17 protein-coding genes and 1 pseudogene are annotated in these 14202 nt (G+C 63.2%); 7 read left to right on the top strand and 11 right to left on the bottom strand.

Annotated features, from left to right (window positions below; all coding sequences use genetic code 11):
* Positions 1-4: 4 nt before the first annotated feature.
* The 7 genes and pseudogenes from X726_RS1000000168535 to coxB form a co-directional block, all read right to left on the bottom strand.
* A pseudogene (locus X726_RS1000000168535) lies at positions 5-139 on the bottom strand (L,D-transpeptidase family protein); the annotation flags it as partial.
* Positions 140-221: 82 nt separating this feature from the next.
* Positions 222-1103, bottom strand: coding sequence for a cytochrome c oxidase subunit 3 (locus X726_RS161940; protein ID WP_023668416.1), 882 nt, complete (start codon positions 1101-1103; stop codon positions 222-224).
* A gap of 1 nt (position 1104) precedes the next feature.
* Positions 1105-1731: a cytochrome c oxidase assembly protein gene (locus X726_RS161935; RefSeq protein WP_023692073.1), complete on the bottom strand. Its 627-nt coding sequence runs from the start codon at positions 1729-1731 to the stop codon at positions 1105-1107.
* Positions 1732-1739: 8 nt separating this feature from the next.
* Positions 1740-1889 carry a hypothetical protein gene (locus tag X726_RS161930; RefSeq protein ID WP_023698516.1) on the bottom strand — a complete coding sequence of 50 codons (150 nt, stop codon included), beginning with the start codon at positions 1887-1889 and terminating at the stop codon, positions 1740-1742.
* Between the two features lie 2 nt (positions 1890-1891).
* Positions 1892-2836, bottom strand: coding sequence for a heme o synthase (locus X726_RS161925; RefSeq protein ID WP_023668419.1), 945 nt, complete (start codon positions 2834-2836; stop codon positions 1892-1894).
* Positions 2837-2906: 70 nt separating this feature from the next.
* The gene (ctaD, locus tag X726_RS161920; protein WP_023668420.1) at positions 2907-4559 is read right to left on the bottom strand and encodes a cytochrome c oxidase subunit I; all 1653 of its coding nucleotides are present in this window, start codon (positions 4557-4559) and stop codon (positions 2907-2909) included.
* A gap of 38 nt (positions 4560-4597) precedes the next feature.
* The gene (gene coxB, locus X726_RS161915; RefSeq protein ID WP_031214672.1) at positions 4598-5482 is read right to left on the bottom strand and encodes a cytochrome c oxidase subunit II; all 885 of its coding nucleotides are present in this window, start codon (positions 5480-5482) and stop codon (positions 4598-4600) included.
* Between the two features lie 375 nt (positions 5483-5857).
* Here coxB and X726_RS161910 point away from each other — a divergent pair, with 375 nt between their 5' ends.
* The 6 genes from X726_RS161910 (at position 5858) to X726_RS161900 (ending at position 9138) form a co-directional block, all read left to right on the top strand.
* Entirely contained in the window at positions 5858-6442 is a 585-nt protein-coding gene (locus X726_RS161910; protein ID WP_023668422.1) for an invasion associated locus B family protein, read from the top strand.
* A gap of 69 nt (positions 6443-6511) precedes the next feature.
* A complete protein-coding gene (locus tag X726_RS1000000171030) occupies positions 6512-6745 on the top strand; it encodes a hypothetical protein (protein WP_198037283.1) in 234 nt (77 codons plus the stop codon).
* The gene (locus X726_RS1000000167940) at positions 6705-6983 is read left to right on the top strand and encodes a YbjN domain-containing protein (RefSeq protein ID WP_198037284.1); all 279 of its coding nucleotides are present in this window, start codon (positions 6705-6707) and stop codon (positions 6981-6983) included. The genes X726_RS1000000171030 and X726_RS1000000167940 overlap by 41 nt, the downstream gene beginning before the upstream one ends.
* Positions 6984-6994: 11 nt before the next feature.
* A complete protein-coding gene (gene tldD / locus X726_RS161905) occupies positions 6995-8407 on the top strand; it encodes a metalloprotease TldD (RefSeq protein WP_023668424.1) in 1413 nt (470 codons plus the stop codon).
* Positions 8408-8486: 79 nt separating this feature from the next.
* Positions 8487-8762: an AbrB/MazE/SpoVT family DNA-binding domain-containing protein gene (locus tag X726_RS1000000168540; RefSeq protein ID WP_081725433.1), complete on the top strand. Its 276-nt coding sequence runs from the start codon at positions 8487-8489 to the stop codon at positions 8760-8762.
* A complete protein-coding gene (locus X726_RS161900; protein ID WP_023692077.1) occupies positions 8749-9138 on the top strand; it encodes a type II toxin-antitoxin system VapC family toxin in 390 nt (129 codons plus the stop codon). The genes X726_RS1000000168540 and X726_RS161900 overlap by 14 nt, the downstream gene beginning before the upstream one ends.
* A gap of 66 nt (positions 9139-9204) precedes the next feature.
* Here the strand turns inward: X726_RS161900 and X726_RS161895 are convergent, their stop codons facing one another.
* Positions 9205-10440, bottom strand: a complete 1236-nt coding sequence (locus tag X726_RS161895; protein WP_023668426.1) for a class I SAM-dependent RNA methyltransferase — start codon at positions 10438-10440, stop codon at positions 9205-9207.
* The gene (locus X726_RS161890) at positions 10437-11231 is read right to left on the bottom strand and encodes a TlyA family RNA methyltransferase (protein WP_023668427.1); all 795 of its coding nucleotides are present in this window, start codon (positions 11229-11231) and stop codon (positions 10437-10439) included. Before X726_RS161890 ends, X726_RS161895 begins: the two co-directional genes overlap by 4 nt.
* A 146-nt stretch (positions 11232-11377) precedes the next feature.
* On the opposite strand from X726_RS161890, the gene X726_RS161885 reads away from it, so the two are divergent.
* Positions 11378-11779: a GFA family protein gene (locus tag X726_RS161885; RefSeq protein ID WP_023668428.1), complete on the top strand. Its 402-nt coding sequence runs from the start codon at positions 11378-11380 to the stop codon at positions 11777-11779.
* Here X726_RS161885 and X726_RS161880 read toward each other — a convergent pair.
* Together X726_RS161880 and dxs are read right to left on the bottom strand one after the other, a co-directional pair.
* A complete protein-coding gene (locus tag X726_RS161880) occupies positions 11776-12060 on the bottom strand; it encodes a hypothetical protein (protein ID WP_023668429.1) in 285 nt (94 codons plus the stop codon). The genes X726_RS161885 and X726_RS161880 overlap by 4 nt on opposite strands.
* Before the next feature lie 145 nt (positions 12061-12205).
* Positions 12206-14119, bottom strand: coding sequence for a 1-deoxy-D-xylulose-5-phosphate synthase (dxs, locus tag X726_RS161875; protein WP_023668430.1), 1914 nt, complete (start codon positions 14117-14119; stop codon positions 12206-12208).
* Positions 14120-14202 lie beyond the last annotated feature (83 nt).

Raw genomic sequence — 14202 nt, forward strand, 5'->3', positions numbered from 1 at the left:
TGCTTTACGGCTCGATTTCGATCAGCGTTCCATCCGGCACCATAGTCCAGATTTCGTCCATGTCGCAGTCGGTAACCCCAATGCAGCCATCGGTCCAGTCGACCAATTGAAGCAGCCAGCCCGACCAGCCGAATCCGTTGGCCATTGATGGGCGCCGAAAAGAAGAAAGGCGACCGCGTTGCCGCGACCGCCCTGCTGATTTGTCGGTTCGGTGAAAGCCGTCAGTGGCCTTCGATCACCGCGCCGACCGATCCCCAGACGTAGATCGATGCGAACAGGAACAGCCAGACCACGTCGACGAAGTGCCAGTACCAGGCAGCCGCCTCGAAGCCGAAATGCTGCTTGGGCGTGAAGTCGCCTTTCCAGGCGCGGATCAGGCAGACCAGCAGGAAGATGGTGCCGATGATGACGTGGAAGCCATGGAAGCCGGTCGCCATGAAGAAGGTGGCGCCGTAGATGGAATCCTTGAAGCCGAACGGAGCGTGCATGTACTCGTAGGCCTGCACCATGGTGAACAGCATGCCGAGGCCGACGGTCAGCACCAGGCCGTTGATCAGGCCCTTGCGGTCGCCATGGATGAGCGAATGGTGCGCCCATGTCACCGTGGTGCCCGACAGAAGCAGGATGATGGTGTTGTAGAGCGGCAGATGGAACGGATCGAGGACTTCGAGACCCTTCGGCGGCCAGACGCCGCCAGTGAAAGCGGTGCGGGCGTAATTCTGCACTTCGCTCGGAAACAGGCTGGCATCGAAATAGGCCCAGAACCAGGCAACGAAGAACATCACTTCCGAAGCGATGAACATGATCATGCCGTAGCGCAGATGCAGCGACACGACGCGCGTGTGGTGGCCCTCATGCGCTTCCTTGATGGTGTCCGACCACCAGGCAAACATCGTGTAGAGGACGATGACGAGGCCGATGAAGAACAGCCATGGATTGGCGATGTTGTGGCCGAAAATCGGAAAATCGCCGTTCTTGAGATACTGCATCAGGGCGACGCCGCCGACTGCAGTCACCAGCGCGCCGATCGACCCCAGGAAGGGCCACGGGCTCGGGTTGACGAGATGGTAGTCGTGTTGTGGTTTTGCGTGCGCGTCTGCCATATCAACCCCCGAGATTTGCTTCGGTATCTGAAACTTTGCTGCTGCTGTCCGGCGTCGATGACGCCACCGGCTTGTTCTTTTGGACCGGGAACATGGTGTAGGACAGGGTGATCGTCTTCAAGTCCTTCAGTTCCGGCACGTTGACGATATCGGGATCCACATAGAACACGACCGGCATGTCCAGCGTCTCGCCGGGCTTCAGCGTCGTGTCGGTGAAGCAGAAACACTCGACCTTGTTGAAGTAGGGGCCTGCCAGTTCCGGCTGCACGTTGAAGGTGGCGCGGCCGGTAACGGCGCGGTCGAACTTGTTGGTGGCGCTGTAATGCGCCTGCGTGGTCTCGCCGATCTTGATGGTGACCGAGCGGGCGACCGGCTGGAACTGCCAGGGAATGCCGTTGGTGTTGGCGTCGAAGCGCACGGTGATGTCGCGGTCGAGGATGCGGCCGGCATATTGCTTTTCGGCGCGCTGCGTCGTGCCGCCATAGCCGGTGGCCTGGCAGAACATCTTGTAGAGCGGCACCGCGGCGTAGGCCATCCCGATCATGCCGCCGAAAAAGGCGACGCAGACGGCGGCGACGACGCGGTTGGTGTTCTTCTTCCTGGGATCGGTCACGGTCTGGCGGGTCATCATCGGCCTCATCCGGTATGGCCGAATTTCACGATGGTCGCGACGTAGAAGATGACGACCAGAATCGCCAGCGCGACGCCGATCGCCGCCGAACGGTTGCGCCGCGCCTTCTTCTGGCTTTCGGTCAGCGTGACCAGTTCAAGCTTCTTGTCGATCATGGTCATGCTCCACCGATGGCCAAAGCGCGACCGACGACACAGTCGGCAAGATAGATGGCGAAGATGGCGAAGAGGTAGAGCAGCGAATAGGCGAACAGAGCCTTGGCCGGCTTCATGACGCGGTCGCTATCGGTCATGCACAGCACTTTCCAGGCATACCAGACGAAGCCGGCGCCGAGAGCCACTGATGCGACGCCATAGAAGGCGGTAGTGAAACCGAGCACCCAGGGCAGCACGCCGATCGGCGCCAGGATCAGGGCGTAGGCAAAGATCTGGCGGCGGGTCGAGGCCTGGCCGGCAACGTTCGGCATCATCGGGATGCCGGCCTTGGCGTAGTCGTCGGACTTGAACAGCGCCAGCGCCCAGAAGTGCGGCGGCGTCCACAGGAAGATGATCAGGAACAGGACGAGGCTTTCCAGGCTCACCGTTCCGGTCACCGCGGCCCAGCCGATGACCGGCGGGATGGCGCCGGCGGCGCCGCCGATGACGATGTTCTGCGGCGTCGAGCGCTTCAGCCACATCGTGTAGACGACGGCGTAGAAGAAGATGGTGAAGGCAAGCAGCGCCGCCGACAGCCAGTTGACCAGCACGCCCAGCGTCATCACCGACAGCACCGAAAGCACAAGGCCGAAGCTCAGGGCTTCGCCGGGCAGGATGCGGCCGGACGGTACCGGGCGGCCGGCGGTCCGGCTCATCACCGCATCGATGTCGGCGTCGTACCACATGTTGAGCGCACCCGAGGCGCCGGCGCCGATGGCAATGGCCAGGATGGCGATCACCGCCAGCAGCGGGTTGATGGTCACGGGCGCAGCGACCATGCCGACAAAGGCCGTGAACACCACCAGCGACATGACGCGCGGCTTCAGCAGGGCGAAGAAATCGCCCGACGTGGCTTCCGACATGCGAAAGCCCGCTTCGTCAATCATTGGGTCGTCGACAAGGGCCATGCGTACATAAGTCCAATCATTCCGTTGGCCGAAACCGCCGGCGGGCCGGCGGTTTCGTATTCGGGCTGCCTTACTTGATCTTCGGCAGCTGTTCCCACTGGTGGAAGGGCGGCGGCGAAGGCAGCTGCCATTCGAGCGTCGTTGCACCCTCGCCCCACGGATTGGCGCCGGCGACGCGCTTCTTCTGGAAGGCCTCGAACACGCCATAGAGGAAGATCACCACGCCGACGGCCGATATATAGGAGCCGTAGGACGACACCATGTTCCAGCCGGCGAACGCGTCGGGATAGTCGATGGTGCGGCGCGGCATGCCGGCCAGGCCGAGGAAATGCTGCGGGAAGAAGATCAAATTGACGCCGACGAAGGTGACCCAGAAGTGGGTGTTGGCGATCACCGGCGAGTACATGTAGCCGGTCATCTTGGGGAACCAGTAGTACCAGCCGGCGAAGATGGCGAAGACCGCACCCAGCGACAGCACATAGTGGAAGTGGGCAATGACGAAATAGGTGTCATGCAGCGAGCGGTCGAGGCCGGCGTTGGCGAGCTGGACGCCGGTGACGCCGCCGACCGTGAACAGGAAGATGAAGCCCAGCGCCCACAGCATCGGCGTCTTGAACGAGATCGAGCCGCCCCACATCGTCGCGATCCAAGAGAAGATCTTCACGCCTGTCGGTACGGCGATGACCATGGTGGCGAAGACGAAGTAGCGCTGCGTGTCGAGCGACAGGCCGGTCGTGTACATGTGGTGCGCCCAGACGATGAAGCCGACGGCGCCGATCGCGACCATGGCGTAGGCCATGCCGAGATAGCCGAACACCGGCTTCTTCGAGAAGGTCGAGACGATGTGGCTGATGATGCCGAAGCCCGGCAGGATCAGGATGTACACTTCGGGGTGACCAAAGAACCAGAACAGATGCTGGAACAGGATCGGATCGCCGCCGCCATCCGGGGCGAAGAAGGTGGTGCCGAAATTGCGGTCGGTAAGCAGCATGGTGATGCCACCGGCCAGAACCGGAAGCGACAAGAGCAGCAGGAAGGCGGTGATCAGAACCGACCAGGCAAATAGCGGCATTTTGTGCAGCGTCATGCCCGGCGCGCGCATGTTGAAAATGGTGGTGATGAAGTTGATGGCGCCGAGGATCGAGGACGCGCCGGCAATGTGGATCGACAGGATCGCCAGATCCATGGCCGGCCCGGGCTGGCCGGAGGTCGACAGCGGCGGATAGAGCGTCCAGCCGCCGCCAACACCATAGGCGCCGGGCGCGCTCGGCATGAAAGCCGAAGCGATGAGCAGCAGGAAGGCCGGCGGCAGCAGCCAGAACGAGATGTTGTTCATGCGCGGGAAGGCCATGTCAGGCGCGCCGATCATGATCGGCACCATCCAGTTGGCGAAGCCGCCGATCAGCGCCGGCATGACCATGAAGAAGATCATGATCAGCGCGTGCGCGGTGCCGAAGGCGTTGTACATGCTCTTGCCGCCGTCGATGGCGGCATCGCCGTTCATGCCATAGACCATCTGCGCCAGACCGGTGAAGATCTGGATGCCCGGCTCCTGCAGCTCCATGCGGATGACGACCGAAAGCGCGCCGCCGACGATGCCCGCGAAGATCGCGAAGATCAGGTAGAGCGTGCCGATGTCCTTGTGGTTGGTGGAGTACACCCACCGGACCCAGCCATGATAGGGCTTGTGGTCGTGGTCGTCGTGAGCTGCAGCTTCTGCCATGGTCGGCTCCGTTCCCTAATTCTTGCTAACCCGCGGCATCAATTGCCGGCGGCCGCTACCTTGTTGGTACCGTCGACCTCGGCCATCAGCGCCTTGTTGGCGCCGGGGAGGTCGGTCTTGGCTGCTGCCAGCCAGGTCTTGTACTGCGCATCGGATACGACGCGGACGGCGATCGGCATGAAGGCATGGTCCTTGCCGCAGAGCTGCGAGCACTGGCCGTAATAGATGCCTTCCTTTTCCGCCTTGAACCACGTCTCGTTGGTGCGGCCGGGAACCGCGTCCATCTTGATGCCGAAGGCCGGAACGGCAAAGGAATGGATCACGTCGGCTGCGGTAACCAGGACGCGCGTCATGGTGTTGACCGGCACGACCAGCTCGTTGTCGACAGCCAGCAGGCGCGGATAGACCTTGCGGTCTTCCTTGCCGATCGCGGCGCGGTCGGCGTCCTGCAGGATGGCCGAGTTGAAGGAGAGCGTGTTCTCGGTCTGGTACTCATAGTCCCAGTTCCACTGATTGCCCGTTACCTTGACGGTCAGCTTGGCCTCTTCCGGCGGCGTGTACTGCGCCGTCAGCAACTGGAACGAGGGAATGGCGATGAACAGCAGGACGACGACCGGCCCGACTGTCCAGACGATCTCGATCAGCGTGTTGTGGCTGGTCTTGGACGGAACCGGGTTTTTGCTGGCGCGGAACCTGAAGATGCACCAGGCGAGAAGCGCCAGAACCAAAGCAGTGATCGGGACGACGAACCACATCGTGTAATTCCCGAACCACTCGATCTGCCGCATCATGTCTGTCGCCGGCGGCTGAAAAGTCATCTCCCACGGCTGCGGCTGGGCCGCATGGGCGGAGGCACCGGCGAAAAATGCGGCGGCGGCGCCTGCCGTTGCCATCAATTTGGCGCTTGCTGGGAATTTTCTCATCGCCCTCTTCATCTCCCGGTTCCTCGCGATCGCGACGCAAGAATATCGAACAATGCCGGGATGGGAATCCCGGACAGTCCCAAGGGTGGTTCAAACCATACTCTATTTCCCTCCGCAAGAAAGGAGCGGGCGAAACCGTGCGGCATTTTTGCGCGCAAGTGCTGCCGCGCTGTTTCGACGGCCTCGTGGCCCGCGCGGGTCGTCGACAGACAGACAATGCGGGCTTGTGTCCGGAATGCGCCCGACGGTCGCAATTCGGGCGAATTTGCTAGGAAAAAGCGCATTATTGCGCCTGCCGGGGCTGACCGGCGGTCGCCCTATCCTTTACTTGGCCTTGGCGCGGCTTAAAGTGCCGTGATTCGCAATGGAGCCGTCATGACCTCTTGGCTTTCGAGAAACGCCTGGCATTCGAAGAGCGCCTGGCATTCGAAAAGCGCTTGGCTTTCGAGAAGCGGGGCGAAGGTCGTTTTTCTCGCCGCCCTGATCGGTATCGGCTCGTCCGCAACCGGCGTCGCCAATGCAGCGCAGCCGAGCGGCACGGTCAAGTCGACGCATGGCGCATGGTCGATCATCTGCGACACGCCGGCCGGCGCCACCTCGGAACAATGCGTGATGATGCAGAACGTCGTTGCCGAGGATCGCCCGGAAATGGGACTGTCCGTCGTCGTGTTGCGCACCGCCGACAACAAGGCCGAGATCCTGCGCGTGCTGGCCCCGCTCGGCGTTCTGCTGCCCAATGGCCTGGGCCTCAATGTCGACGGCAAGGATATTGGCCGCGCCTATTTCGTGCGCTGCTTCCAGGACGGCTGCTATGCCGAGGTCATTCTCGAAAAGCCGCTGCTCGATACGCTGAAGACCGGGACGTCGGCCACCTTCATCGTCTTCCAGACGCCGGAAGAAGGCATCGGCATCCCCGTCGACCTCAAGGGCTTCGCCGACGGTTTTGCCGCCCTGCCCTGAGCTTGATGCTTGCGAAACCGTCTTTCCTCACAATTCCCACGGGTTTGATCTTTGGCTGTGGGGGTCATCATGCGTGCTTGTTCTTTGCTTTTGTCGACCGGTCTAATCCTGACCGGCGCCGTTTCCGTCGCCTTTGCCGAGGATTCCGAAATCATCACGGCGCCCGATCCGGCCGTCATTTTCGAGCTTGCGAAAGGCTATGGCTCGGCCAAGATGGACAAGGACACGGGGCGATCCGATGATCTCGGGCCGGCTTCAGGGCATGAAATATGTCATCTACTTCTATGGCTGCGAAAACCATGAGAAGTGCAAGTCGATCCAGTTCTCCTCGGGCTATACCAACCCCTTCACGGCCGACCAGGCCAATGAATGGAACAAGAAATATCGCTGGGTGAAGGCCTTTTCGGGTGACGGGTCGAACTTCAAGATGGATGTCATGTTCAGGGGCGGGGTTACCCGCTCCACCTGCTGCGGATCGTCATTGCGGATTGTGCAGGCGCGTCTTCGCGCCTACATCGTGGCAACACCATTCCTCCTGTGAGCGGACCTGCCATGAACAGCCTGACCGGCCAATTCGACATTTCAGATGATCGCATCAAGCGGATCGTCGCCGACACACTGAACGGCGCCGACGACGGCGAACTGTTCCTCGAATACAGCGAGAGCGAAGCGCTGATGTTCGACAATGGCAGGCTGAAGACCGCCAATTTCAACACCGACCAGGGTTTTGGCCTGCGCGCCGTGGCCGGCGAGGCCAGCGGCTACGCCCATTCCAGCGATCTTTCCGAGGCGTCGCTGCTGCGCGCCGCCGACGTCGTCTCGACCGTCAAGGGCGGCTATTCCGGCACGCTTGCCGGGGCGCCCGCGCGCACCAACCGCCATCTCTATGGCGAGGAGAACCCGATCCCCTCGCCTTCCTTCGAGGTCAAGGCCAAGCTGTTGCAGGAGATCGACGCATGGCTGCGTGCCGAGGACCCGCGCGTGCGCCAGGTGACGGCCTCGCTCGCGGCGTCCTGGCAGCATGTCGAGATCGTGCGCGCCGACGGCCAGATCGTGCGCGACATCCGCCCGCTGGTCCGCATCAACGTTTCCGTCGTCGTCGGCGACGGCGACCGCCAGGAAAGCGGCTCCTATGGCATGGGCGGGCGCAAGGCGTTCGGCGAGTTCCTGGTCGAGGACGCCTGGAAGCATGCTGCCAGGGAGGCGCTCAGGCAGGCGCTGGTCAATCTCGAAGCCATTCCCGCGCCGGCCGGAACGTTCGACATCGTTTTGTCCAGCGGCTGGCCGGGCGTGATGCTGCACGAAGCCGTCGGCCATGGGCTGGAGGGCGACTTCAACCGCAAGAAGACCTCCGCCTTTGCCGGCCTGCTCGGCCAGCAGGTCGCCGCCAAGGGCGTTACCGTGGTCGATGACGGCACCATGCCGGAGCGGCGGGGTTCGCTGACCGTCGACGATGAAGGCACGCCTTCGGCCCGCAATGTGCTGATCGAGGACGGCAAGCTTGTCGGCTACATGCAGGACCGCCAGAACGCCCGGCTGATGGGCATGAAAGCCACGGGAAACGGCCGGCGCGAAGGCTATGCGCACCAGCCGATGCCGCGCATGACCAACACCTATATGACGGCGGGCGACATGGAGCCGGATGAGATCATCGCCTCGGTCAAGAACGGCATCTATGCCGTATCCTTCGGCGGCGGCCAGGTCGACATCACCTCAGGCAAGTTCGTGTTCGGCTGCACCGAGGCCTACATGATCGAAAACGGCAAGGTGACGCAGCCGATCAAGGGCGCCATGCTGATCGGCAACGGACCGGACGCCATGCACCGTGTGTCGATGATCGGCAACGACATGAAACTCGACACCGGCATCGGCATGTGCGGCAAGGCCGGACAAGGCGTGCCGGTCGGCGTCGGCCAGCCGCATCTCAGGATGAACCAGATGACGGTCGGCGGCACCAGGGTTTGAGCGAGGAGACGTCGGCGGGCTTGAATAGTTCCCCTCACAGGGATATCTTACCTTTGTCTTACACAAGGGTAATACCGCAATGGGTGCAATAGAAAAGCTTATAACGACCGTCTCGACCAAGGGACAGGTAATCCTGCCCAGCGCTATCCGCAAACGGAGGGACTGGGGCGCGGGCACGCGCCTGCAGGTCGAAGACACACCGGACGGTGTACTTTTGAGACCGGCGCCTGCCTTTGCCCCGACACGACCAGAAGATGTCTTTGGTGTCCTGCCGCACAGTGGCAGACCGAAGACCTTGGAGGAGATGGACGCGGCCGTCCTTGCTGAAGCACGGCGGCGCCATGCTCGCGATTGATACCAACGTTGTCGTCAGGTATCTGACGAACGACGATCCCGAGCAGTCCCCGCGAGCCCGGCGGCTGATCGACGGTCAGCCCGTTTTCGTCGCCGTCACGGTGATCCTGGAGGCTGAGTGGGTGCTGCGCAGCGGCTATGGTTATGATCAGGCCTCGATCGTCAATGCACTGCGGGTGTTCGGCGGGCTTCCCACTGTCGAGATAGAGGATGCTGCGATCGTCTCTTCCGCGGTCGATCTAGCCGAGACGGGAATGGATTTCGCCGATGCGCTCCATCTGGGCAAGTCCTCGCACTGCTCAGCATTTGTGTCCTTCGACCGTAAGTTCATCAAGGCCGCACAAGCGGCCGGGTACGAAAGCGTTCGCGAAGGCTAGTTTGCCAGCCGGCTACGTCTTGCGGGGGGCGGCAAACTCAAGCACGGCCTTGTGAAAATCAGCGGATTAACGTCGCCGTTTCGGCTTCTCCAGCAGCGCCACGGCCTCGACATGCGGCGACCACAGGAACTGGTCGATGGGCGTGACGCTCTTCAAGATGTAGCCGCCGTCAATCAGGATGCGCAGGTCTCGTGCCAGCGTCACCGGATTGCAGGAGACGGCGGCGACGAACGGCACATCCGAGCGGGCGATCTGCTTCGACTGGTCCTCGGCGCCGGCGCGCGGCGGGTCGAAGACGACGCCATCGAAAGCATTCAGCTCCTTGAACGTCAGCGGCCGCCGGAACAGGTCGCGGCGTTCGCCGGTTACCCGCTTCAGGCCGGTGGCGAAGCGCGATCCGCGGTCGAGCGCCGAAAGGGCTGCCGCGTCGCCTTCGACCGCGTGGACTTCGGATTTGGCCGCCAGCCGAAGCGCAAAGCTGCCGCAGCCGGCGAAAAGATCCGCGACTTTCCTGGCACGCTTCAGATGTCCGCCAACGAGATCGGCCATCGTCTGTTCGGCGGCTTGCGTTGCCTGCAGGAAGGCGCCAGGCGGTATGGCGACAGCGACGGTGCCGAACATGACCACCGGCTTTTTCGGCTCGATGACAATCTCGTCGTCGATCGAAAGCCGGGCAAAGCCATTGGCCATGATGAAGTTGGAGGCGACCCGGCGCTGGTTCTCGCCCAGCTTGCCCGACTCATAGACAGCGACGTCAAGCCCCGAGCCCGTCACAGTGACCGCCATCCGGAACGATTTGGTGGTGGCGCAAACCAGGTCGGCGACCGACCTCAAGCGATCGAGCGCGGCAACGATCTCCGGCAGCGAGATCGGACATTCCTCGATGGGGATGATTTCCGGCGACAGATGGCGATGGAAGCCAAGCAGCATGCCTGTGTCGGCGCGCCTGGCGGCAAGCACGACGCGGCGGCGTGTGTGTGGCGCACACGGCACCAGGGCGCCGATGTCGCCGGCAATGCCTTTCAAGGCATGCACGACCTTGTCGCGTTTCCATTGCTGGTAAGCGTCGGCTTGCAGATGCTGGACGGCGCAGCCGCCACATTCGGTGAAATGCCGGCAGGCCGGATCGATACGCAGCGGCGACGTCTCCAATACCGCCATCAGCATGGCGCGATCCCTCTCGCGCGCGGCGGTGACGGTCTCGCCGGGCAGGGTGAAGGGAATGAACAGCTCGCCGGTTTCCGTCTCGGCGACGCCGTCGCCCTGCGAACCCAGTCTCTTGATGGTGAAGCCCGTGCTCATCGGTCCTTGGTCCCGGCATCCTTGGTCCCGGCATCCTTGATCCCGGCAAGCAGGAATTCGCGGTTGCCGTCCCCGCCTTCGATCGGCGACATGTGCAAGCCCAATGTACGCCAGCCAGGGACGCCTTCGAGCCATTCCTGCAGCAAGCCGGCCACACGGGCGGCGTCATAAGGGTCTTTCAAAAGACCGCCCTTGCCGATCGCCTCGCGGCCGGCCTCGAATTGCGGCTTGACCAGAAACACCGCACGAGCGCCGTCCCGTGCCAATGCCAACGCCGGTGGCATCGCCAGTTTCAACGAGATGAAGCTGACGTCGGAGACGATGAAATCGGGGATACGGCCGCCGAGATCGGCAGCCGCGAGCTCGCGAGCGTTGAGGCCCTCGATCACGGTGACGCGCGGGTCGGACGAGACACCGGGATGCATCTGGCCGTGGCCGACATCGATGGCAGTGACATGGGCCGCGCCGCGTTCGAGCAGCACCTGCGTGAAGCCGCCTGTCGAGGCGCCGATATCGAGGGCTTCACTGCCCGCGGGATCGAGACTGAAATGGTCGAGCCCGGCGATCAGCTTCAGCGCCGCGCGTGAGACATAACCCTGCGCCGGGTCGTCGATGACGATGAGACAGTGCGGCAGAACCGTCCGGCCGGGCTTGCGGGCGACCACGCCGTCGACCGTCACGGTGCCGCGCTCGACCGCGTCGCGGGCGCGCGAGCGGCTCGCAAACAGGCCGCGCTGGACGAGCAATTCGTCGAGCCGCTGGCGTGTGCTGGCTGGCAGAGGGGAGTTCATCGGCCTTCATGGCGAAAGCCGGCCGCGAAGGCAAGGACATTGGCATAGGAGGACGTCGAGACCCGGGCCGCAAGCCAGTCCGCCCGGTTAAATAGCGCAGCCAGTCCGGCAAGATGTAGAGGCTCAGGCAATGCGGAGGAAGACGAATGCTGACGGGAACCTGCCATTGCGGCGCCGCCCACTGGACCCTGGAAGGCGATCCCGGCCCGATCACGGCCTGCAATTGCACGCTTTGCCGCCGCTATGGCACACTCTGGGCCTATGACTTTGTCGACGAGCGTATCCGGCTTGCGGGGCCTGTGCAGTCCTACACCCGCGCCGGCAAGGAGACGCCGTCGCTGGAAATCCTGTTTTGCCCGACATGTGCCTGTGTGCTTGCCTGGCGCGGTTTGCGCCGCAGCGACAGCAGCCGCACGCGTATCGCCGTCAATGTCAGGCTGGCACCGCCTGAGGCGGTCGCCGACCTGCCGATCGACCATTTCGACGGGCTGGACACTTATGACGACCTGCCGCGCGATGGGCGCTGCGTGCGCGATATGTGGTTTTAGAAGATCGTCCGTGAGACCTGCCGTTCAACGGCCGGCATCAGGCCGTCGCTTCCGTCATCTGAAGCCTGCTTGCGCGGGCGCTCGACAGCAACGACTGGTGCGTCCGGCACGACGACAAGCTGCGGCACCTGCTTGTAGGAAAAAGCGCCCCTGATATCGCCCATCTTGCGGGCGACGATGCCTGCCACCGCCTGTTCGAGCTTGCGGTCATAGCGCGTCTCGGCCATGGCCGGCGCGGCGATGACGGCCAAAAGGGCCGCGCCGCACAGAAGCGTTCGCATTGTTTTTAACTCCCTGCCTGGAGGCAGTTCTAGCAGGGCGGCGTTGAAAAACGGCCAAAAGAGACGGTAAGCGAAACGCCAAAGAGAAGCGTTAACAAAGTGTTAAGCTTGCACAGGCAACTGCTTCAGCTGCGTGAGGTTTGATTCAGGCGCGCTGCGCGCGCGCGGAATGGCCGAGCGCGACGAACACGGTGCGCACGATGCCGGCCGCGTCGAGCCCGGCATCGGCATACATTTTTTCCGGCTTGGCGTGGTCGGCGAACTCGTCCGGCAGCACCAGCGGCCGAACTTTCAGACCGCTTTCCAGCAAGCCTTCATGGGCGAGGAACTGCAGCACGTGGCTGGCGAAACCGCCGACAGCGCCCTCTTCCACCGTCACCAGCACTTCGTGCGAGCGGGCGAGACGGCGGATCAAATCCTCGTCCAGCGGCTTGGCGAAACGGGCGTCCGCAACCGTCGTCGAAAGCCCTGCCGCGCCGAGTTCCTCGGCCGCCAGCAGGCAGTCCTGCAGTCTTGTGCCAAAGGACAGAAGCGCCACCTTGGTGCCTTCCCTGACGATGCGGCCCTTGCCGATTTCGAGCACCGAGCCGCGCTCCGGCATGTCGACGCCGACGCCATTGCCGCGCGGATAGCGGAAGGCGATCGGGCCTTCGTCATAATAGGCGGCGGTGCGCACCATGTGGCGAAGCTCCGCCTCGTCGGCGGCCGCCATCACCACGAAGCCCGGCAGCGTCGCCAGGAAGGTGGTGTCGAAGGCGCCGCAATGAGTGGCGCCGTCGGCGCCGACGAAACCGGCGCGGTCGATCGGGAAACGCACCGGCAGTTTCTGGATCGCCACATCATGGACGACCTGATCGTAGGCGCGCTGCAGGAAGGTCGAATAGATGGCGGCGAAGGGCTTGTAGCCCTCGCTGGCGAGGCCGGCGGCGAAGGTCACGGCATGTTGCTCGGCAATGCCGACATCGAAGGTCCGGGTCGGAAACGCTTCGCCGAACAAATCGAGGCCGGTGCCGTTCGGCATGGCGGCGGTGACGGCGACGATGCGGTCGTCCAGGCGGGCCTCCTGGACCAGGCTCTCGGCGAACACCTTGGTGTAGGCCGGCGCATTGGCCGGGGCCTTGGTCTGCGCGCCGGTGATGACGTCGAACTTGTTGACGCCGTGATATTTGTCGGCCGCGGCCTCGGCCGGCGCGTAGCCCTTGCCCTTCTGGGTCACGACATGGATCAGCACCGGGCCGTCGGCATGGTCGCGGACGTTCTTCAGCACCGGGATCAGATGCTCGAGATTGTGGCCGTCGATCGGGCCGATATGGTAGAAGCCAAGCTCCTCGAACAGCGTGCCGCCGGTGACGTAGCCGCGCGCATGCTCGACCGCCCGCTTGATGGCGCGGTCGGCGCGCTTGCCGAGATAGGAGGTCAGCTTCTTGCCGAAATCGCGCAGGCCAAGATAGGTCTTGCCCGACGCGAGCCGCGCCAGATAGGCGCTCATGGCGCCGGTCGGCGGCGCGATAGACATGTCGTTGTCGTTGAGGATGACGATCAGCCGGGCATCAAGCGCGCCGGCATTGTTCATGGCTTCATAGGCCATGCCGGCGGACATGGCGCCGTCGCCGATGACGGCAATGACATTGTTGTGGCCGCCCGAGAGGTCGCGCGCCATGGCCATGCCGAGGCCGGCGGAAATGGAGGTCGAAGAGTGCGCGGCGCCGAACGGGTCGTATTCGCTCTCGGCGCGACGGGTGAAGCCGGACAGGCCGCCTTCTTGCCTGAGCGTTCGGATGCGGTCGCGGCGGCCGGTCAGGATCTTGTGTGGATAGGCCTGGTGGCCGACATCCCAGATCACGCGGTCTTCCGGCGTGTTGAAGACATAGTGCAGCGCCACCGTCAGTTCGACGACACCGAGGCCGGCGCCGAGATGCCCGCCCGTATGCGAGACGGCATCGATCAGCTCGGCGCGCAGCTCCGAGGCCAGCTGCGGCAGCTCGCTTTCGTCAAGCTTCTTCAGGTCGGCTGGAATGCGGACCTTGTCGAGAAGCGGCGTATGCAGCGTTGCGTTCACTGTTAAAGGGCCTGCTCAGCTATAATGCGCGTCGATCATGGCGAAATATGCCTGCGTCGCCGGAATGTAAATGCGTGTCAGTG

The organism is Mesorhizobium sp. LSJC285A00, assembly GCF_000503155.1.
Lineage (GTDB): Bacteria > Pseudomonadota > Alphaproteobacteria > Rhizobiales > Rhizobiaceae > Mesorhizobium.